The organism is Agrococcus citreus (assembly GCF_039527715.1).
In the GTDB taxonomy this organism is placed as follows: domain Bacteria; phylum Actinomycetota; class Actinomycetes; order Actinomycetales; family Microbacteriaceae; genus Agrococcus; species Agrococcus citreus.
This window is the reverse complement of the sequence record NZ_BAAAKK010000001.1, coordinates 10,403-30,327: the sequence shown is the minus strand read 5'-3', so window position 1 is coordinate 30,327 and position 19,925 is coordinate 10,403. Positions and strand designations below refer to the sequence as shown.

Below are 19,925 nucleotides of genomic sequence, written 5' to 3'. Positions count from 1 at the left end.
CGACTACGGCGCGGTCTGCGCCTGCGGGGGCAGCGCGGCCACGATCGGGTGGTCGAACTGCAGCACGCCGACCTTCGCGGCGCCGCCGGGCGAGCCGATCTCGTCGAAGAAGTGCACGTTGGCCTCGTAGTACTCGGCCCACTCCTCCGGCGTGTCGTCCTCGTAGAAGATGGCCTCGACGGGGCAGACGGGCTCGCACGCGCCGCAGTCCACGCACTCGTCGGGGTGGATGTAGAGCATCCGCTGGCCCTCGTAGATGCAGTCGACCGGGCACTCGTCCACGCACGCGCGGTCCTTGAGGTCGACGCACGGGAGCGCGATCACATACGTCATCTCCGGTCCCCTTCCGTGGCGGTCTTCGAAGCCATCCTAATCCGCCGCATCGCCTCCGCGTCCGGCCACGCCAGCGCGACGAACGACACCGCGGCCGGCACGAGCGTCCACAGCCAGCCGGGCAGGTTCGCCGGCACGAGCGCGCGCTCCGTGCCGAACGCGCCCCGGCCGAGCGGGTCGATCGCGACGAGCGCGATGACCCCGATGATCCCGAGCACCGCCGCGAGCGTCAGCTGCCGCGAGCCCGACGCGGCGCGCACGCCCACGATGAGGCCCGTCGCCGCGAGCAGCGAGAGCGCGATGCCCCACGGCACCTGCTGGTGCGAGAACGTGCCGACCGCGCCGACGACGATGCCGGCGAGCAGCGTGCCGATGCGGAGGCCCCAGCGGATGCGGCGGCGCGGCCGCGTCTCGATGAGCGTGTAGTGCTCCACCTCGTCGAGCGGGCGGCGCTGACCCCCGACGTGCAGCACGTCGCCGTCCTCGACGACGAGCTGCGAGCGGTGGGCGCCGAGCGCCGCGAGCACCCGGTCGCGCACGGGCTCGAGCGCGAACGCGGCATCGCCCGCACGCTTGGAGCGCACGTAGAGCGGGAGGTCGTAGCGGCGCGCGGCGATGACGGATGCGCGGTGCGCGGCCACGTGGTCCGGGTGCCCGTAGCCGCCGTCGGCGTCGTACGTGACGATCGACGTCGGGTCGACCTCCTCGATGACGGTGCTGAGCGCATCCGCGAGGTCGTCGGGGTCGGCCTTGCTCATCGACGTGGGCGGCGCATCGGGTGCGGCGCCCGCCACGCCGTTCTCGTGCCACGCCATGCCGGAGTCGTCCCAGCCGTGGATGCGGCGCCCGCGTGCGCCGAGCGCGCGCAGCGCTCCCTCGAGCTCGGCGCGGCGCACCTCGCCGACCCCCACTTGCTCGACGTCGGCGAGCCGCTCCTCGCGCACCTCGCCGCGCTCGCCGAGCGTGAAGGTGACGACGACGGCATCGCCGCCACCGGCGGCGACAGCGGCGATCGCAGCGCCGGTCGAGAGCGTCTCGTCGTCGGGGTGCGCGTGCACGAAGAGCACGCGCTCGAGGCGGGGGTCCATTCCCCCCATCCAACCACCGCGCGCCGCTCGTCGATGACGCGACGGCACGGTCCAGTTTGAGAATGATTTTCATTCCGCTAGGTTGACGGCATGAGCACCACCCAACGCCGAGCCCTGACGCTCGCCTCGGTCCCCCTGTCCATCGCCCTCCTCGCGTCCTGCGCCGCAGCCCCCTCCGCACCGTCGACCCCCGACCCGTCGCCCGCGCCGACGCAGGGCGAGGCGCCGGCGTCGGTCGAGGTCGCCGCGAGCCGCATCGCCGTCACCGTGCCCGGCGGCATCGCCGTGCTCGACGCCGCGAGCCTCGAGCCGGTCTCCGAGCTCGAGCTCGACGGCTTCCTCCGGCTGCACGCGGCCGGCGACGACCGCTCGATCCTCGTCACCGCGCCCGGAGGGTTCCGCGTGCTCGACACGGGCGTCGAGATCGCCGCCCACGGCGACCACGAGCACTTCCACGCCGTCGAGCCGACGCTCGGCGACATCGCGTTCCCCGCCGAGCACCCCGGTCACGTCACCGTCCATGCCGGCACGACCGCACTGTTCGACGACGGCACGGGCGAGATCGTGACGTTCGACTCCGACTCGCTGCTCGACGGCGCCGAGCAGCGGCGCGAGACGAGCGTGCCGGATGCGCACCACGGCGTCGCGGTGCGGCTCGAGACCGGCGGCCTCGTCACGACCGAGGGCACGGAGGAGGCCCGCTCGACCGTCGTGCTGCGCTCGGGCGCGGGCGACGAGCTCGCGCGCACGGACGCGTGCCCGGGCGTGCACGGCGAGGCGGTCGCGGCCGACGACGCCGTGCTGCTCGGCTGCGAGGACGGCGTCGTGGTGCTGCAGGACGGCGCGTTCACGCACATCGCGGCACCCGACGCCTACGGCCGCATCGGCAACGTGCGAGGCCACGGCGACTCGACCGTCGTGCTCGGCGACTACAAGGGCGAGCGCGATGCCGAGCTCGAGCGGCCCACGCGCGTCTCGCTCATCGACACCGCCACGGCCGAGCTGCGGCTCGTCGAGCTCGGCACGAGCTACAGCTTCCGCTCGCTCGCCCGCGGTCCGCACGGCGAGGCCCTCGTGCTGGGCACCGACGGCGCCGTGCACGTCATCGACCCGGCGACGGGTGCCGTGACGCAGCGCGTGCAGGTCGTCGAGCCCTGGGAGGAGCCGCTCGACTGGCAGCAGCCCCGCCCGACGCTCGTCGCGTCAGACCACACGCTCTACGTGACCGACCCCGCGACCCAGCGGGTGCTCGCGCTCGATGCCCACTCGCTCGCGGTGACCGCCGAGACGACGCTCGACGGCGCGCCCAACGAGCTGACCGCCGCGCGCTGACGCCCGGCGGCGGGCCGCGCGCGCACCATGCCCAGGTATGGCAGCGCGCGGACCGCCGCCGCCTCGATGCGGTCGAGCACCTCCGGGCAGCGCACGCGGCCGTCCTCGAACTCCTCGCTCGCGGCGTAGACGCCGACCGGCAGCGTGAGCGCCTGGAAGAAGGCGAAGAGCGGCCGCAGCTGGTGCTCGATCGTGAGCGCGTGCCGGTGCGAGCCACCCGTCGCCGCGAGCAGCACCGGGGTGTCGACGAGCGCGTGCTGCCCCACGAAGTCGAACAGGTGCTTGAACAGGCCGGTGAAGCTCGCGCGGTAGACGGGACTGCCGACGACGAGCAGGTCGGCCCCCTCGATCGCGACGAGCGCCTCCTCCGCCTCGGCCGGCAGCGCCTCGCGCGACAGCACGCCGCCGAGCAGCGGGCCCAGGTGCGCGAGCTCGAGGAGGCGCACCTCCGCGTCGACGCGCTCGGCCACCGCGGCGGCGAGCGCCCCGACGAGCGCGGTCGTCGACGACGGGCGATGCAGGCTGCCGCTCACCGCGACGATCCGCAGACGCGACTCCCCTGCTCCGACCATGCCTCGACGCTACGGGCCGCCCCACGCGCGCGCACGGATGTGACGCGGCGTGACGGCGCGGGATGACGGCGCGGCACGACAGCGCGGGCGCTCTCAGTCCGCCGCGAGGATGGCTTCGAGCGTCTCGGCGACCTGCCGCAGCTGCGCGGCGGTGACGGGCGTGCCGACATCGCGGTCGATCGCGCCGACGTAGATCGGCGCGGCCTCGCGCAGGCGGCGGCGACCCTCGTCGGTGAGCACGGCGAACGAGCTGCGGCCGTCGTCGGGGTTCGGCTCGCGCGCGACGAGGCCCGCGCGCACGAGCTCCTCGACGAGCCTGCTCACCCGGGTGCGGCTCAGCACGACCCGACCTGCGAGCTCCGACATCGTGAGGCGCGAGCCGGCCGTGTGGAGCTCGAGCAGCACGTCGTACCACGTGAGGGGCAGCCCCGTCGCCGCCTGCATCTCGCGATCGAAGCGCGGCACGAGCTTCGCGTGCACGCGCATGAGCGCCTCCCAGGCGCGATCCGTCTCCGAGCTCATGGCCGCACGATACCCCATTGCGTGCAGACGCACCTAAGTAGTAACGTGCACACGCACACGAAAGAAGGTGCGGACGCACGCATCTTCACTGAGCAGCACCAGGAGCACGCAATGATCGAAGTGCAGCACCTCACCAAGCGATTCGGTGAGACCACCGCCGTGGACGACCTGTCGTTCACGGCGCCCCCGGGAGTCGTCACCGGCTTCCTCGGACCCAACGGATCGGGCAAGACGACGACGCTCCGCGCGATCGCCGGGCTCGTCCGACCCGACCGCGGCGAGACGCGCGTCGACGGCGCTCCCATCGCGCAGCATGCGTCGGGGATGCGGTCGCTCGGCGTCCTGCTCGACGCGCGCAGCGTCCACCCCGGGCGCAGCGCGCTCGACCACCTGCGAGCGCTCGCGGCGACCAACGGCATCGACGACCGCCGCGTGCGCGAGGTCATCGAGCTCACCGGCATCGGGAGCGTCGCGAAGCGGCGCGCGGGCACGTACTCGCTCGGCATGGCGCAGCGCCTCGGCATCGCCGGCGCGCTGCTCGGCGACCCGCGCGCGCTCATCCTCGACGAGCCGATCAACGGCCTCGACCCCGACGGCGTCATCTGGGTGCGGCAGCTGCTGCGCGAGCTCGCCGCCGAGGGCCGCACGGTGCTCCTCTCCTCGCACCTCATGAGCGAGATGGAGCACACCGCCGACCGGATCGTCATCCTCGGCCGCGGCCGCCTGCTCGCCGAGGGGTCGCTCGCCGACCTGCTCGCGCAGACCCGGGTCGACACCCTCGAGGACGCGTACCTCGCACTTACACACCGCGCCGTCGAGTACCAGGCCGGCGCGCTGCCGGCCGCGTGACCGGCGCTCGAGAGAGAAGGAAGCCATGACCGCCCTGACCGCCGGGATCCCCCGGCGCACCCGACTCGGCGACGTGCTGCGCGCCGAGCGCATCAAGCTCGGCAGCATCCGCTCGACGCGCTGGGCGGCCATCCTCGCCGTCGTGCTCTCGGCGGGCTTCACCGGCCTCATGGCCGTGGGGCTCTTCTCGGCCGAGACCGAACCGGGCGTCGACGTCGACCGGCTCGTCGCCGAGACGTTCGGACCGGTGCCGACGCTCGGCGCGATCGGCTTCGCGATGCTGTTCGCGCCTGCGCTCGTCGGGGTGCTCGGCGCCCTCGTCGTGAGCAGCGAGCGCGGCACGGGCCTCATCGCCGCGACGCTGTCGGCGGTCCCCCGCCGATCGCTCGTGCTCGGCGCGAAGCTCATCGCCTCGACCGCGCTCTCGTTCGCCCTCGGGCTGACGACCGGGCTCGCGTCGTTCGGCATCGCAGAGCCGGCGTTCCGAGCGCTAGGCGTCGCGCCGACCGCGCTCGGGCCGGTCGTCGTGCAGGTCGTGCTCGGCGGCGCGCTCTACCTCGCGCTCGTCGGCGCGATCTCGACCGCGGTCGCGTTCCTGTTCCGCAGCAGCGCGGCTGCCGTCGGCGCGGTGCTCGTGCTGCTGCTCGTCCTGCCGGGCATCGTGCAGCTCGTGCCCGTCATCGGCGCGAGGCTCGCCACGCTGCTCCCGACGGCGCTCGGCGCCCGGCTGTTCGTGCCCGTCGAGGACGGCGCGTGGGCGACCCTGCTGCCGAGCGTGCTCGGCCTGCTCGCCTGGACTGCGGCCGCGGCGTCGGCAGCGGCCGTGCGCTTCGCGCGCAGCGACGCCTGAGCGGCGCGGGTACGCGGACGGCCCCTCCCGCTCGAGGCGGGAGGGGCCGTCCGGCGCGTCAGCCCTGCTTCTTCAGGCGGCTCGCCTCGCGGCCGCGGGTGACCGCGTCGAGGTTCACCTTGCGGATGCGCACGTTGTGCGGCGTCACCTCGACGCACTCGTCGTCGCGCGCCCACTCGAGGCTCTCCTCGAGCGACAGCTGCCGCGGCGGCGTCAGGCGCTCGAGCTCCTCACCGGTCGACGACCGGATGTTGTTGAGCTTCTTCTCCTTGGTGATGTTGACGTCCATGTCGTCGGCGCGAGCGTTCTCGCCCACCACCATGCCCTCGTAGACGTCGTCACCGGGCTGCACGAAGAACACGCCCCGGTCCTGCAGCGCCATGATGGCGAACGGCGTCGCGACGCCCGTACGGTCGGCGACGAGCGCGCCGTTGTTGCGCGTCGTGATGGCACCGGCCCAGGGGCGCGTGCCGTGCGCGATCGCGTTCGCGATGCCGGTGCCGCGCGTGATGGTCATGAACTCCGTGCGGAAGCCGATGAGGCCGCGGCTCGGCACGACGAACTCCATGCGCACCCAGCCGGTGCCGTGGTTCTGCATGCCGTCCATGACGCCCTTGCGGGCGGCGAGCAGCTGCGTCACCGCGCCGAGGTACTCCTCGGGCACGTCGACCGTGAGGTGCTCGAACGGCTCGTGCAGCACGCCGTCGATCCTGCGCGTGACGACCTGCGGCTTGCCGACGGTGAGCTCGAAGCCCTCGCGTCGCATCTGCTCGACGAGGATGGCGAGCGCGAGCTCGCCGCGGCCCTGCACCTCCCACGCGTCGGGGCGGCCGATGTCGACGACGCGCAGCGACACGTTGCCGATGAGCTCGCGGTCGAGGCGGTCCTTCACCATGCGGCCGGTGAGCTTCGAGCCCTTGATCTTGCCCGCGAGCGGCGACGTGTTCGTGCCGATCGTCATCGAGATGGCAGGCTCGTCGACCGTGATGGTCGGCAGCGGCCGCACGTCGTCGGGGTCGGCGAGCGTCTCGCCGATCGTGATGTCGGGGATGCCCGCGACCGCGATGATGTCGCCGGGGCCCGCACTCTCGGCCGGCACGCGGTCGAGCGCCTTGGTCTCGAGCAGCTCGGTGATGCGCACGTTCTGCACCTCGCCGTCGTGCCGCACCCACGCGACCGTCTGGCCCTTGCGGATGATGCCGGCCTTGACGCGCAGCAGCGCGATGCGGCCGAGGAACGGGGATGCGTCGAGGTTCGTCACGTGCGCCTGCAGCGGCGCCTCGTCGTCGTACGTCGGCATCGGGATGTGCCGCAGGATCGCCTCGAAGAGCGGCTCGAGGTCGTCGCTGTCGGGCAGCGAGCCGTTGTCGGGCTTGCTCGTCGACGCGCGGCCGGCCTTGCCGGACGCGTAGACGACGGGCACGTCGAGCACGGCGTCGAGGTCGAGGTCGGGCACGTCGTCCGCGAGGTCGGAGGCGAGGCCGAGGAGCAGGTCCTGGCTCTCGCTCACGACGTCGTCGATGCGGGCGTCGGGCCGGTCGGTCTTGTTGACCAGCAGGATGACGGGGAGCTTCGCCTCGAGCGCCTTGCGGAGCACGAAGCGCGTCTGCGGCAGCGGGCCCTCGGACGCGTCGACGAGCAGCACGACGCCGTCGACCATCGACAGGCCGCGCTCGACCTCGCCGCCGAAGTCGGCGTGACCGGGGGTGTCGATGACGTTGATCGTCACCGGACCGTCGGTCGCGTGCGCGCCCTCGTACCGGATCGCCGTGTTCTTGGCGAGGATCGTGATGCCCTTCTCGCGCTCGAGCTCGTTCGAGTCCATCGCCCGCTCGTCGTGCGTGTCGTGCGCACCGAACGAACCGGTCTGCGTCAGCATCGCGTCGACGAGGGTGGTCTTTCCGTGGTCGACGTGGGCGACGATCGCCACGTTGCGGAGGTCTGATCGCGTGGCGATCGGCATGCAGGTGCCTTCCAATGGGGGATTGCGCGACGAACGGCCGCGGCGCCCAGTGTAGCGGGCGACCGCGGCCGTCGTGTCGAGAGGGTGCTGCGTCAGATGTTGCGCTCGTCCTCGACGGCCTGCACGTCCTTGCGCTCCTCGACGAGGGCATCCGGGTCCGCCGCGGCGGGGACGTCGGTCTCGGGCGACTCCTGCGCCGTCTGCAGCAGCACCTGCTGCCGCAGGCCGCGGCGGATGGCCTGCTGGTCGGGGTCGGGCACCGGGATCGCGGCGATGAGCCGCTGCGTGTACGGCTGCTCGGGCGCCCGCAGGATCGCGTCGCGCGTGCCCTGCTCCACGATCTTGCCGTGGTGCATGACCGCGATGCGGTCGCTCATCAGGTCGACGACCGCGAGGTCGTGGCTGATGAAGAGGCACGCGAAGCCCTGCTCGCGCTGCAGCTCCTTGAGCAGCTCGAGCACGGTCGCCTGCACCGAGACGTCGAGCGCGCTCGTCGGCTCGTCGGCGACGAGCAGCTCGGGGCTCATCGAGAGCGCGCGAGCGATGCCGACGCGCTGCTTCTGGCCACCCGAGAGCTCGTGCGGGAAGCGGTTGCGGTACGCCTGCGGCAGGCGCACCGCGTCGAGCAGCTCCTCGACGCGCTTGTCGAGCGCCTTGCCCCGGTGGATCTTCGCGAGGTACATCGGCTCGCCGATCGACTCGCCGATCGGCAGTCGCGGGTTGAGCGACGACGACGGGTCCTGGAAGACGATGCCGACCTTGCGGTTGAGGCTGCGCGCGATCTTCCGGTCGATGTTCGAGATGTCGACGCCGGCGACCTCGAGCCGGCCCTCGGCGATCGGCTGCAGGCCGATGGCCGCGCGACCGATCGTCGACTTGCCGGAGCCCGACTCGCCGACGAGGCCGAGCACCTCCCCCGCGTGGATCTCGAGCGAGACGCCGTCGACCGCCCGGAAGGTGCCGAGCTTGCCCTTCTTGCCGTACTCGATCGCGACGTCCTCGAGCACGAGCACGGGCGGTGCCTTCGACACGGCGGCCTGCGCCTGCTTCGCCTGCTGCGCGGCACGGGCGTTCGCCTCGACCCGCTGCGCGAGCTCCTCGTCGACGACCTCCTCGTTCGAGACGAGCGCGAGCGACGCCGTGAGGTCGATCGCCTCGCCCTCGCCGCTGCCCTGGCCGAGCCGCGGCACGGCGGCGAGCAGCATCTGCGTGTAGGCGGCCTTGGGCGCTGCGAAGATCTCGCGCACCGGGCCCTGCTCGACGATGCGGCCCTGCTCCATGACGACGACCCAGTCGGCGAGGTCGGCGACCACGCCCATGTCGTGCGTGATGAGCAGCACGGCCGAACCGAGGCGGTCCTTGAGGTCGCGCATGAGCTCGAGGATCTCGGCCTGCACCGTGACGTCGAGCGCCGTGGTGGGCTCGTCGGCGATGAGCAGCTCGGGGTCGAGCGCGAGCGACTGCGCGATCATCGCGCGCTGCCGCTGCCCGCCCGAGAGCTGGTGCGGGTACGACTTGAACGCCTTCATCGCGTCTGGCAGCTCGACGAGGTCGAGCATCTCGAGCGCGCGCGCCTTCGCGTCGCTCGGCGACATGCTGCGGTGGATGCGCAGCGCCTCCATGATCTGGAAGCCCACGGTGAAGACCGGGTTGAGCGCCGTCATCGGCTCCTGGAAGATCGCCGAGACGCGGTTGCCGCGCACCTCTCGCATCTCTGCCGGGGTGATGCCGATGAGCTCCTGGCCGTCGAGCTTGATCGAGCCGCGCACCCGGGCGTTCTTGGGCAGCAGGTCGAGGATCGCCATCGACGAGACGCTCTTGCCGGAGCCGGACTCGCCGACGACGGCGACGACCTCGCCCTTGCCGATCTCGTACGAGACCTCTCGAGCGGCGGGCACCCAGTAGCCGTCGACGGCGAAGTCGACGCTGAGGCCGGTGATCTGCAGGGCGGGGCTGTCAGTGCTGGTGTGGGTTGTCATGCCGCCTCCTGCAGCGGGGTGTCGGAGTCGTCGCGCGACGAGGCGCCTGCGACGATGAAGCTGTGGCGAACGACGATCTGCATACGGTGACCATCCATTCTCGCGTGAACCGCGGTGCGGCGATCGCGTGCTGGGCGCTCATCGCGGCGATCGGCGGGCTGCTCGTGCTGCAGTCCGAGCCGCGCGGCGCGGTGGCCGCGGCGATCGTCGCCCTGTGGCTCGGCTACGCGGTGCTGGTGTTCCTGTGGGCGCCCGCGCTCGTCGTCGACGACCGCGCGTCGCGCATCCGGAACCCGCTCCGCACGATCGAGGTCGTGTGGGATGCGCTCATCCACGTCGACACGAAGTACGCGCTGACGCTCTTCACGCCGGGTCGCAGCTGGCCCGTGTGGGTCGCGCCGCAGCCCGGCGCGCTCGCCGCGCGCCGCGCCGCTCGTCGCTCGCGCGACGAGGACCGCAGCGCCCCCCGCAGCCCGCTCGACACGGGCGTGCGCGTCGGCGACCTTCCCGGCACGGAGTCCGGCGACGCCGCCGCGCTCGTGCGCAGGCGCTGGGCGGAGCGCGCCGACCGGAGCGCCGACGCGGACGCGATCGCGGTGCCCGTCACCGTGCACTGGGCGCGCGCTGCCGCCCTCGTGCTCGGTCCCGTGCTCGCGTCGACCGTGCCGCTGCTCGTCTAGCGTCACTGGCGCTGCTCCGCACCCTCGGGCAGCTCCTTGGTGCGACGCACCGAGAAGCGCTTCTGGCGCGGGTCGAACGCGTCACGCAGGCCGTCGCCGACGAAGTTGATCATGAGCGCGGGCAGCACGATGAACGCGGCCGGGAACCAGAAGAGCCACGGCCGGGTGGCGAAGGCCGACTGGTTCTGCGACACGAGCAGGCCGAGCGACGACTCGGGTGCGCGGATGCCGTAGCCGAGGAAGCTGAGCGCCGTCTCGAGCAGGATCGCCGCCGCCGCGATGAGCGACGCCGCCACGATGACGACGCCGATCGCGTTCGGCAGGATGTGCTTGAAGATGATGCGCATGTCCGACGCGCCCGCGACGCGAGCGGCCTCGACGAACTCGCGCTCGCGCAGCGACAGGAACTCCGCGCGCACGAGTCGCGCGATGCCCATCCACGTGACGAGGCCGAGCGTGATGGCCAGGAACTGCACGCCGAGCCCGCCCGTCATGCGGCCCACCACGGCGCCGACGACGATCGCGGGGATGACGATGAAGACGTCGGTGATGCGCATGAGGATCGCGTCGATCCAGCCGCGGTAGTAGCCGGCGAGCGCGCCGACGACCGTGCCGAGCGTCGTCGCGACGCCCGCGAGCAGGATGATGACGAGGAACGAGTTCTGCACGCCCCGCATCGTCATCGCGAAGTAGTCGACGCCGATGCGGTTCTGGCCGAACGGGTGCTCGCCCAGGCCGAAGCCCTCACCGGGGATGAGCGACAGTGTGGGCCGGCCGTTGTCGAAGGGCGCGCCCGGCGTCACGTAGTCGTACTTCCACCAGCCGGGGATCGGGCCGAGCCCGATCGCCGAGACCGAGAACACGAAGGTGAGCAGCAGCAGCACGAGCGAGACCATGGCCGTCTTGTTCCGCACGAAGCGGTTCAGGATGACGCGGCTCTGGCTCTGGCCGACGGTGTGCTCTTGGGTCTTGCCGTTGTCGGGTGCCACGGTCGTCACTTCACCCTCACTCTCGGGTCGAGGAGCGCGTAGCTCAGGTCTGCGATGAAGTTGAACAGGATCGCCGTGATGCCGATCACCAGGAAGTAGCCCATGATCGGGTTCACGTCGACCGGTCCGAGCGATCTCGCGAAGAGCGAGCCCATGCCGCTGATCGCGAAGACCTGCTCGGTGATGATCGCACCGCCGAGCAGCGCGCCGATGTCGGCCGCGACGATCGTCGTGATCGGGATGAGCATGTTGCGGAACGCGTGGCGCGTGACGACCGTGCGCTCCGACAGGCCCTTCGCGCGCGCGGTGCGGATGTAGTCCTGGTTGAGCACCTCGAGCATGCCGGCGCGCGCGTAGCGCGTGTACCCGGCGAACGAGATGAGCGTGAGCGAGATGGTCGGCAGCAGGAAGTGCGTGAACGCATCCAGCCCCATGAACCACATGTCGCCCTGCAGCCCGACCGTCGCCTCGCCGACCGTCGCGATCGGACGGTTGTTGATTCGCGGGTGCGAGATGTAGCCCGGCCATGCCTGCAGGAAGCGGTCGGCGACGACGAGCAGGAAGGCGATGAAGCCGACGAGCATCGACACGCGGATCACGAGGCTGCGGTCCGGTCCGCCGATGAGCCAGCCCACCACGAAGCACACCGCGAGCACGGCGAGCACGAGGATCATGACCGTCCAGATCGTCGAGATCGCGAACAGCGGCTGCAGCAGGAAGTACGACACGTAGGCGAGGACGCCCGCGATGACGGCACCGAGCAGCGCGCGCTTGTGGCTGAAGCCGGCCAGCAGCGCGACGATGCCGAAGACGACGCCGCCGATCAGCAGGAAGAGGCCGACCGCGCCGAGGCCCGGCATCTGGAACCAGTTCGACGCGTCCATGTAGACGAGCACGGCGACGGTGGCAGCGGCCGACACCCCGAAGGTGATGAGCCGGTTGCGCATCGAGCCGGCGACGATCGCCTGCAGGATGAACGCGAGCACGAGCGCGATGACGACCGTCGGCACGATGCCGAAGCTCGAGTCGCCGCTCGAGAGCCAGTTGTTGAAGTCGATCGCGATGAACTCCTTGAGGAGCACCGCGACGAGGAACGACGGCAGCGAGTACAGGAAGAAGCTCACGAACGTCATCACGAGGTCGAACGCCGAGTACTGCCGCAGCGCCGAGACGATGCCCGTGATCACGCCGAGCAGGATCGCGAGGATCGTCGACGCCGCCACGAGCCTCACCGTCGAGGAGATGGCGCCCGGCAGCAGCTGGGTCACGGGGGTGAAGTTGAGGTCGACGCCCAGGTCGCACGTGCCGAACGGCACGAGGCAGCCGGCGGCACCGGCGAGCCAGCCGAACCAGCGCAGCGGCGGCGGCACGTCGAGGCTGAGGCGCTGGATGCGCGCGCCGATCAGCTGCTGCGCGTTCGGCGCGTTGGAGGCTTGGAGGTCTTCGAGCGGGTTGCCCGAGTTCGCGGCGAGCACGTACATGAGGAACGAGGCCACGAGAAGAGTGAGGATGGAGGCGATGATGCGCCTCACGACAAAGCTGAGCACGGCTCGGACAGCTCCGATCGATCGGAGATCGCGTGGCTTGTGGCTGCGCGGTCGAGGGACGGACATGGGATGGCCGTGATTGCCGGGACCGAGGTCCCGGCAATCACGGCCGGGTCGAACTCACATCGAGTTGGTGACCGTCAGACTAGCTGACGGGCGTCCACTCCCACGTGTTCCAGATGGCGCCGGTCTGGCCGCCGTTGTACACGACGCCGTCGACGGTGCCGTTGGTCGCCACCAGGCCGGGGACCTGGAAGAGCGGGAGGCCGTAGAAGTCCTCGCGGCTCAGGCGGTCGATCTCGATCTGGATCTCGGTCAGTCGCTCCTCGTCACCGATGGTGACCTGCGACTCGTCGGCGAGGGCGTCGACCTCGGCGTTGGAGTAGCCGTTGTAGTTGCCACCGCCACCGGTCTGCCAGATCTGCGGCAGGCTCGCGTAGCCGACACCGGGCGAGATCCAGCCGAAGATGGACGCGTCGTAGGTGCCGCTGCCCAGCAGGCTCGACCAGTCAGGCGAACCGGCGTCCTCGATCACGAAGCCGGCCTCCTGCGCGCTCGCCTGGATGAGCTGGAACGAGTCCACGCGGTTCGGGTTGTTCGTGTTGTAGAGGATGCTGACCGTCGGCGTGGCACCGGCGAGGAGCTCGCGAGCGCCCTCGATGTCGGGCTCGGCGAAGTCGGCGTAGCCGTTGGCCGCGACCGCGTCCTCGTACTGCGGCTGGTTCTGGACGAACTGCTGCGAGTTGAGGACCTCGGCGTCGGGCTGGATGGGCGTGATGATCGACTCCAGGATGGCCTGGCGCGGGATCGTCTTGAGGAAGGCCTCACGGACGACGGGGTCGGAGAAGACCTCGGAGTCCATCGTCAGGTCGAGGTGGTCGTAGGACAGCTGCGGACCCTGGATGAGGGTGCCGCCGAAGGCCTCGATCGCCGCGATCGTGTCAGCGGACGGCTGCGGCTCGATGATGTCGACCTCGCCGTTCTGGAGGGCCGTGATCTGCGCGTTCGGGTCACCGATGAAGCGGATGATCAGCTCGTCGAAGGACGGGCTCATCTCGCCGCGCCACTCGGGGTTCGGCTCGAAGGAGATGAAGCCACCGTCGTCGGCCTGGAAGTCCTTGACGACCCACATGCCGGCCGAGACGAGGAGGTTCTCGTCCTCGGGCATCGCGGTGATGTTGTAGCCGGTGTTCCACAGCTCGGCCATGGCCGAGAGCTGCTCGTTCGCGGCTGCGGGCGCTGCCGGGTCACCGGCGGGCGTCTCCTCGAGGAAGGTGGCGAGCTCGTCGGTGTCGGCGAAGCCAGCGGCCTCGGCGAACACGTGCGCGGGCTTGCCGATCAGGTTGACGAGGTTCCAGTCGACGTACGGCTCGCCGTAGGTCAGCGTGAGCGTGCCAGCCTCCGCGTCGATCTCGGGGAACTCGGTCGTGTCGAGGCCTGCAGTCGATCCAGCGAGCTGGAAGTACTGGTTGCCCTGCGTGACCTCACCCGTCTCCTCGTCGAGCGTCGCGTCGTCGAACCAGCCGGAGCCGATCGCCCATGCCAGGAGCATGTCGGTCGTCGTCATCGGCGTGCCGTCGGACCAGACAGCCTCGGGGTCGAGGGTGTACTGGACGACCAGCGGCTCTTCGCTGACGAGCTCGATCGTGCCGTTCGTCTCGTCGGGCACGACGTTGAACTCGCTGTCGACGTAGAGGAACGAGCCGGGGCCCGTCGCGTTGCCGGTCAGGTAGTCGACCATGCCGTTGGTGTTGAGGTTGGTGTCCGGGGTCGCCGAGGTGAGGGCGGTCACAGCGTTGGTCTGCGCGACGCTGATCGTGCCGCCGGTGCCCGCACCGGGTGCGGCGGAGCCCGACTCCGAGGGGGCCGGCGTGGACGTGGTGCAGCCCGCGAGCGCGACCATAGCGGCAGTGCCGATGGCCAGCCCGGCGAGCGCGCGACCGCGACGCCTGTTCATGTCTGTCACTGATTTCCTCCTGTGCAAGGTGAGCACGCGGCCGCATGAGCCGCACTGCTCGTTGGATACCCAGAGTGTATGCACGGGCCTCCAGACGGGCGCGCCGGGCAACACGATCGTTACCAAGTTGGTGCCAACACGTCCCACGGCCTCGGGCCCGTACCGTGGGTGCGTGCATCCGCCCCTGCCCGCTCCCCCGCCCGTGCCCGGGGCGCATCCGCTGCCGCCCGCAGGGGCCGCCCCCGTGCCGTCGCAGCGGCGCCTCGTCGCAGAGCTCGCGATCGTGCTGCTGCTGTCGCTCGGCGCGAGCGCGCTGTGGTCGGTGCTGCAGTTCGTCGACCTCAACACCCGGGCGGCGCCCATCGGCGAGCAGCAGGTCGCGCTCAACCCGGCGCGGTCGGACCGCGCGTGGCTCGACCTGCTCTACCAGCTGACGGGGATCTTCCTCGATCTGGTGCCGGTCGCGCTCGTGTGCTGGCTGCTGTGGCGGTCGCGGCGGCCGCACCTCGGGGCGCTCGGGATCGACGCGGCGCGGCCCGTGCGCGACGTGCTCTCGGGGGTCGCGCTCGTCGCGGTCATCGGCATCCCCGGCATCGCGCTGTACTTCGTCGGCCGGCAGCTCGGCCTCACGGTCGACGTCGTGCCCTCGCCGCTGGACGCCCACTGGTTCACGGTGCCCGTGCTGCTGCTCTCGGCGCTGCGGGCCGGCCTCACCGAGGAGGTGATCGTGATCGGCTACGTCTTCGAGCGGCTGAAGCGGCTCGGCTGGGGCATGTGGCCGATCATCCTGGCGGCGGCCCTGCTGCGCGGCGTCTACCACCTCTACCAGGGCGTGCCGGCGCTGTTCGGCAACGTCGCGATGGGCGTGCTGTTCGGCTGGCTCTACGCGCGCACCGGCAGGCTCGTGCCGCTCGTCGTCGCGCACACCCTCATCGACGTCGCCGTCTTCGTCGGCTACCCCTGGGCCTACGCGACCTTCCCGCAGCTCTTCGGCTAGCCGGGTGGTCACGACACGCCGTCACCGGGTCGGGCGAGACGGCGTGTCGTGACCACCCCGCGGCGCCCGCGCGGCGTGTCGTGACCACCCAGGGTCGGGCGGGGGGTCAGGGGGTCTCGACGGCCCACTCCCACGCGTTCCAGGTGAGGGATGCGTGGCCGGGCCGGGGCGAGACGCCCTGGACGCCCGCGGCGCTGATCGTCAGCTGCTCGGGCTCGAGGATCGGCAGCACGACCGCGTCGGCCACGAGCGACGCCTCGATCTCGAGCAGCGTCTGCTCGAGCGCATCCTGCTCGGCCGTCGCGAGCGCCTCGTCGAGCAGCGTCTCGCGCGCGGGGTTGGACACGGCGGTCAGCCCGCCCGCGCGCCAGCGCTCCGCGACCTGCGCCGCATCGGCGGGCGCCGGCACGAGCCGCAGCACGGCGTGCCAGTCGTCCTGCGCGAGCCCCTCGTCGAGGTCGTCGACGCCGCAGTCGCGCACGCCCCAGCCGGCGAGCGCGGCCTGCGCTGCCATGGCCGGGATCGCGGCCGCGGCGAAGGCATCCGCGCGGTCGTACCGCACGCACAGCTCGGTGCCCGCCGCGATCCCGAGCGCGTCGCGCTCTGCGGCGGCGAGCTCCTCGTCGGCGCCGCCGAAGGCCTGCGGGAAGCCGGCATCCTCGAGCGCGTACTCGTAGACGCGGGTGCCGGGGCGGAAGAGCACGGCATCGACGCTCGTCGCGTCGGCAGCTGCCTCCCCGAGCGCCGCCTCGGCGATGCCGCGGCGATCGATCGCGTGCAGGAACGAGCGGCGCGCCTCGACCGGCTGCAGCGGGGCGCGGTCGGCGCGCAGCACGAGCTCCCAGCGGGTGCCGTCGCCCGCCGTCGAGAGCGTCGCGTCGTCGCGGTCGAGGTCGCGGATCGCCGACCGGTCGGCGTCGGTGGGGCGGATGGTCGCGACGTCGAGCTCGCCGGCCGTCAGGCCCGTGAGCGCCGCGGCGTCGTCGGCCGTCGAGGCGAGCGCGATCCGCTCGACCTGCGGCAGCTGCGCGCCCACGTACGCGTCGTTCGCGACGAGCTCGACGCGGCCGCCCTGCACCGACTCGAGCCGGTAGGGACCGCTCGAGATGCGCGCGGCATCGTCGAGCGCGGCGGCATCGACCCGCAGCTCGGTGCTCCAGGCCGCCGCGAGCGTGGAGAGCGCGAGCGGATCGGCGCGGTCGATGGCGTCGAGCACGCGCTGCTTCGCCTCCATGGGGTCGCTGACGCCGAAGACCCGCTCGCCGAGCACGTGCGCCGGCACGGCGACGTCGAGCGCCGTGCGCCAGTCCGGCACGGGCTGCGCGAAGCGCACATCGATCGACCGCGCCCAGTCGTCGCGCAGCGGCACCTCCGTCGCCCGCGCGAGCCCGCCGGGCGAGGCCGTGTCGAACCACACGGTCGCCTCGGGCAGCTCGAGCGCGCCGTCGGCGCCGCGCAGCTCGTCGAGCTCGAGGTCGGGCGTCGAGAGCGCGTTCGACGCGGCCGCCCACGCGAGCATGAGGTCGGCCGCGTCGATCGGCACGCCGTCGGACCAGCGGATGCCGTCGGCGAGGTCGTAGCGCACGGTCAGGGGGCTGTCGGCGACGATCGAGGCGGTGCCGAACGACGGGTCCTCGCGCACCTCGCCGTCGGCCCCGACGGTCGCGAAGGCCGCGCGGGTCATCGCGGCGACGTCGAGGTTGCCGGGCGTGCGCCCCGCGACGCTCGCGGCGTTCGCGGAGGTCAGCTCGCCCGACCACGCAACCTCGACGCTCGAGCCGGGCTCCACGCGCGGCTCGACCTGCGGGCCGCACGCTGCCAGCAGCATCGCCGCGGCTGCCGCGCCCGCTGTCGCCAGCAGGGCGCGGCGCACCGCAGGACGTGCCGGTGCCGGCATCAGGCGAACGCCTCCACGGGCGGGCAGCTGCAGACGATGTTGCGATCGCCGTAGGCCTGGTCGACGCGGGCGACCGGCGGCCAGTACTTGGCGCGCTCGACCCCCGGCACCGGGAACACGGCGTGCTCGCGCGAGTACGGCCGCTCCCACTCGCCGTGCACGATCGATCCCGCGGTGTGCGGCGCCCGGCGCAGCGCGCTCTCGGCGAGCGGCACCTCGCCGCGACCGACGGCGTCGGCCTCGCCCTTGATCGCGATCATCGCGTCGATGAAGCGGTCGATCTCGGCGAGGTCCTCCGACTCGGTCGGCTCGACCATGAGCGTGCCCGCGACCGGGAACGACATCGTCGGGGCGTGGAAGCCGTAGTCGACGAGCCGCTTCGCGACGTCGTCGTTCGTGACGCCGGTCGCCTCCTTGAGCGGACGCAGGTCCAGGATGACCTCGTGCGCGACGAGGCCGTGCTCGCCGGCGTCATTGGCACCGCTGTAGAGCACCGGGAAGTGCTCGCGCAGGCGCGCGGCGACGTAGTTCGCCGCGAGCACCGCGCTCGCCGTTGCCTTCGTCAGTCCGTCGAGGCCCATCATGCGCACGTACGCCCACGAGATCGGCAGGATCGAGGCCGAGCCCCACGGCGCCGCCGAGATCGGGTTCGCGCCGACGAGCAGGCCGTCGACGAGCTCGCCCTCCTCGCGCGGGTCGCGCGGCAGGAACGGCGCGAGGTGCGCCTTGGCCGCCACGGGGCCCACGCCGGGGCCGCCGCCGCCGTGCGGGATGCAGAACGTCTTGTGCAGGTTGAGGTGCGAGACGTCGCCGCCCATGTCGCCGAAGGTCGCGTGGCCGAGCAGGGCGTTGAGGTTCGCGCCGTCGATGTACACCTGGCCGCCGGCGGCGTGCACGAGCTCGGTGATGCGACGGATGCCCGACTCGTAGACGCCGTGCGTCGACGGGTACGTGATCATGAGCGCCGCGAGGTCGCCCGCGTGGGTGCCGATCTTCGCCTCGAGGTCGGCGATGTCGACGTCGCCCGTGGCACCGGTCGCGACCACGACGACGCGGCAGCCGGCGAGCACGGCCGACGCCGCGTTCGTGCCGTGCGCCGACGCCGGGATGAGCACGACGTCGCGGTGCTCCTCGCCGCGCGAGCGGTGGTAGCCGCGGATCGCCATGAGCCCCGCGAGCTCGCCCTGCGCGCCCGCGTTCGGCTGCAGCGAGACGGTGTCGTAGCCGGTGATGCGCGCGAGCCAGTCGCTCAGCTGGTCGATGAGCGCGAGCGTGCCCTCGGCGTCCTCGAGCGGACCGTACGGGTGCAGCTGCGAGAACTCGGGCCAGGTGATGGCCTCCATCTCGGCGGCGGCGTTGAGCTTCATCGTGCACGAGCCGAGCGGGATCATGCCGCGGTCGAGCGCGTAGTCGCGGTCGGAGAGCATCTTCGCGTAGCGCATGAGCTGCGTCTCCGAGCGGTGGGTGCGGAACACCTCGTGCTGCATGAACGCGCTCCGGCGCTCGAGCGAGGCGGGGATGGCGCTGCCGCCGCCCAGGTCGGTGCTCGGCGCCTCCGAGATCTCGAGCGCCTCGAGCAGCAGCCGGAACGCGTCGACGTCCTCGATCCACGTCTCGTCGAAGCTCACGTGCAGGGTGTCGTCGTCGACGCGGTGCACGAGCACCCCCGCGTCGGCCGCGGTCGTCTGGAGCTGCGCGGCCCGGCCGGGGACGCGGATCCGCACCGTGTCGAAGAACGCGTCGTGCACGAGCTCGACGCCCGCGTCGCGCGCCGCCCGCGCGAAGCGCGTCGCGACGCCGTGGACGCCGTCGGCGATCGCCGTGATGCCCTCGGCGCCGTGGTAGACGCCATACATCGACGCCATCACGGCGAGCAGCACCTGCGCGGTGCAGATGTTGCTCGTCGCCTTCTCGCGGCGGATGTGCTGCTCGCGCGTCTGCAGCGTGAGCCGGTAGGCGGGGTAGCCGTCGGCGTCGACCGAGACGCCCACGAGGCGACCCGGCAGCTGCCGGGTGAGCGAGTCGGCGACGGCCATGAAGCCTGCGTGAGGTCCGCCGAAGCCCATCGGCACGCCGAAGCGCTGCGACGAGCCGACCGCGATGCGGGCGCCCTGCTGCCCGGGTGCCTCGATGAGCGCGAGCGAGAGCAGGTCGGCGGCAGCGACGGGCACGCCGCCCATGCGGGTCGACGCGTCGAAGATGCCGCTCGCGTCCCACACGCGGCCGGATGCGCCGGGCAGCTGGGCGATGACGCCGAACGACTCGGGCAGGTCGGCCGGGGCGAGGTCGGCGAGCGGCAGCTCCACGAGCTCGATGCCGGTCGCGTGCGCGCGGTGGCGCAGCAGCGCCTTCGACTGCGGCAGCAGGTCG

General features: G+C 72.0%; 16 protein-coding genes. 5 read left to right on the top strand and 11 right to left on the bottom strand.

Features of this window, described 5'->3' with window-relative positions:
- Window positions 1–3: 3 nt before the first annotated feature.
- Complete coding sequence (gene fdxA, locus ABD106_RS00135; RefSeq protein ID WP_343916131.1) at window positions 4–333, bottom strand: ferredoxin; 330 nt, start codon at window positions 331–333, stop codon at window positions 4–6.
- Entirely contained in the window at window positions 330–1,421 is a 1,092-nt protein-coding gene (locus ABD106_RS00130) for a PIG-L family deacetylase (RefSeq protein WP_343916129.1), read from the bottom strand. The genes fdxA and ABD106_RS00130 overlap by 4 nt, the downstream gene beginning before the upstream one ends.
- A gap of 90 nt (window positions 1,422–1,511) precedes the next feature.
- On the opposite strand from ABD106_RS00130, the gene aztD reads away from it, so the two are divergent.
- Window positions 1,512–2,753, top strand: coding sequence for a zinc metallochaperone AztD (gene aztD, locus ABD106_RS00125; RefSeq protein WP_343916127.1), 1,242 nt, complete (start codon window positions 1,512–1,514; stop codon window positions 2,751–2,753).
- Here aztD and msuE read toward each other — a convergent pair.
- Both msuE and ABD106_RS00115 read right to left on the bottom strand, forming a co-directional pair.
- Window positions 2,639–3,325 carry an FMN reductase gene (gene msuE, locus ABD106_RS00120; RefSeq protein WP_343916125.1) on the bottom strand — a complete coding sequence of 229 codons (687 nt, stop codon included), beginning with the start codon at window positions 3,323–3,325 and terminating at the stop codon, window positions 2,639–2,641. The two genes, aztD and msuE, sit on opposite strands and share 115 nt — an antisense overlap.
- Window positions 3,326–3,418: 93 nt before the next feature.
- Window positions 3,419–3,847, bottom strand: coding sequence for a MarR family winged helix-turn-helix transcriptional regulator (locus tag ABD106_RS00115; protein WP_343916123.1), 429 nt, complete (start codon window positions 3,845–3,847; stop codon window positions 3,419–3,421).
- Window positions 3,848–3,958: 111 nt separating this feature from the next.
- On the opposite strand from ABD106_RS00115, the gene ABD106_RS00110 reads away from it, so the two are divergent.
- On the top strand, window positions 3,959–4,696 hold the full coding sequence (locus ABD106_RS00110; protein WP_343916121.1) for an ABC transporter ATP-binding protein: 738 nt from the start codon (window positions 3,959–3,961) through the stop codon (window positions 4,694–4,696).
- Window positions 4,697–4,721: 25 nt separating this feature from the next.
- Window positions 4,722–5,546 carry an ABC transporter permease family protein gene (locus ABD106_RS00105; RefSeq protein WP_343916119.1) on the top strand — a complete coding sequence of 275 codons (825 nt, stop codon included), beginning with the start codon at window positions 4,722–4,724 and terminating at the stop codon, window positions 5,544–5,546.
- 58 nt (window positions 5,547–5,604) lie between these two features.
- Here ABD106_RS00105 and typA read toward each other — a convergent pair whose 3' ends face one another.
- Complete coding sequence (typA, locus tag ABD106_RS00100) at window positions 5,605–7,509, bottom strand: translational GTPase TypA (protein ID WP_343916117.1); 1,905 nt, start codon at window positions 7,507–7,509, stop codon at window positions 5,605–5,607.
- Between the two features lie 92 nt (window positions 7,510–7,601).
- A complete protein-coding gene (locus ABD106_RS00095; RefSeq protein WP_343916115.1) occupies window positions 7,602–9,488 on the bottom strand; it encodes an ABC transporter ATP-binding protein in 1,887 nt (628 codons plus the stop codon).
- 86 nt (window positions 9,489–9,574) lie between these two features.
- Between ABD106_RS00095 and ABD106_RS00090 the strand changes: the two genes are divergently transcribed.
- Complete coding sequence (locus tag ABD106_RS00090; protein WP_343916113.1) at window positions 9,575–10,168, top strand: PH domain-containing protein; 594 nt, start codon at window positions 9,575–9,577, stop codon at window positions 10,166–10,168.
- Between the two features lie 2 nt (window positions 10,169–10,170).
- Here the strand turns inward: ABD106_RS00090 and ABD106_RS00085 are convergent, their stop codons facing one another.
- The 3 genes from ABD106_RS00085 to ABD106_RS00075 all read right to left on the bottom strand — a co-directional run bounded on the left by ABD106_RS00085 (window position 10,171) and on the right by ABD106_RS00075 (window position 14,661).
- Window positions 10,171–11,157, bottom strand: a complete 987-nt coding sequence (locus tag ABD106_RS00085; protein ID WP_343916111.1) for an ABC transporter permease — start codon at window positions 11,155–11,157, stop codon at window positions 10,171–10,173.
- A 5-nt stretch (window positions 11,158–11,162) separates the two neighbouring features.
- Window positions 11,163–12,704, bottom strand: coding sequence for an ABC transporter permease (locus ABD106_RS00080; protein ID WP_425545693.1), 1,542 nt, complete (start codon window positions 12,702–12,704; stop codon window positions 11,163–11,165).
- A gap of 145 nt (window positions 12,705–12,849) precedes the next feature.
- Window positions 12,850–14,661: an ABC transporter family substrate-binding protein gene (locus ABD106_RS00075; RefSeq protein WP_343917813.1), complete on the bottom strand. Its 1,812-nt coding sequence runs from the start codon at window positions 14,659–14,661 to the stop codon at window positions 12,850–12,852.
- Window positions 14,662–14,833: 172 nt separating this feature from the next.
- On the opposite strand from ABD106_RS00075, the gene ABD106_RS00070 reads away from it, so the two are divergent.
- On the top strand, window positions 14,834–15,658 hold the full coding sequence (locus ABD106_RS00070) for a CPBP family intramembrane glutamic endopeptidase (RefSeq protein WP_425545692.1): 825 nt from the start codon (window positions 14,834–14,836) through the stop codon (window positions 15,656–15,658).
- Between the two features lie 106 nt (window positions 15,659–15,764).
- On the opposite strand, the gene ABD106_RS00065 is transcribed toward ABD106_RS00070, so the two are convergent.
- A complete protein-coding gene (locus tag ABD106_RS00065; protein ID WP_343916107.1) occupies window positions 15,765–17,555 on the bottom strand; it encodes an ABC transporter substrate-binding protein in 1,791 nt (596 codons plus the stop codon).
- Window positions 17,555–19,925: aminomethyl-transferring glycine dehydrogenase (gcvP, locus tag ABD106_RS00060; protein WP_343916105.1), on the bottom strand; the 2,371-nt coding region annotated here is incomplete at its 5' end. The genes gcvP and ABD106_RS00065, both read right to left, overlap by 1 nt.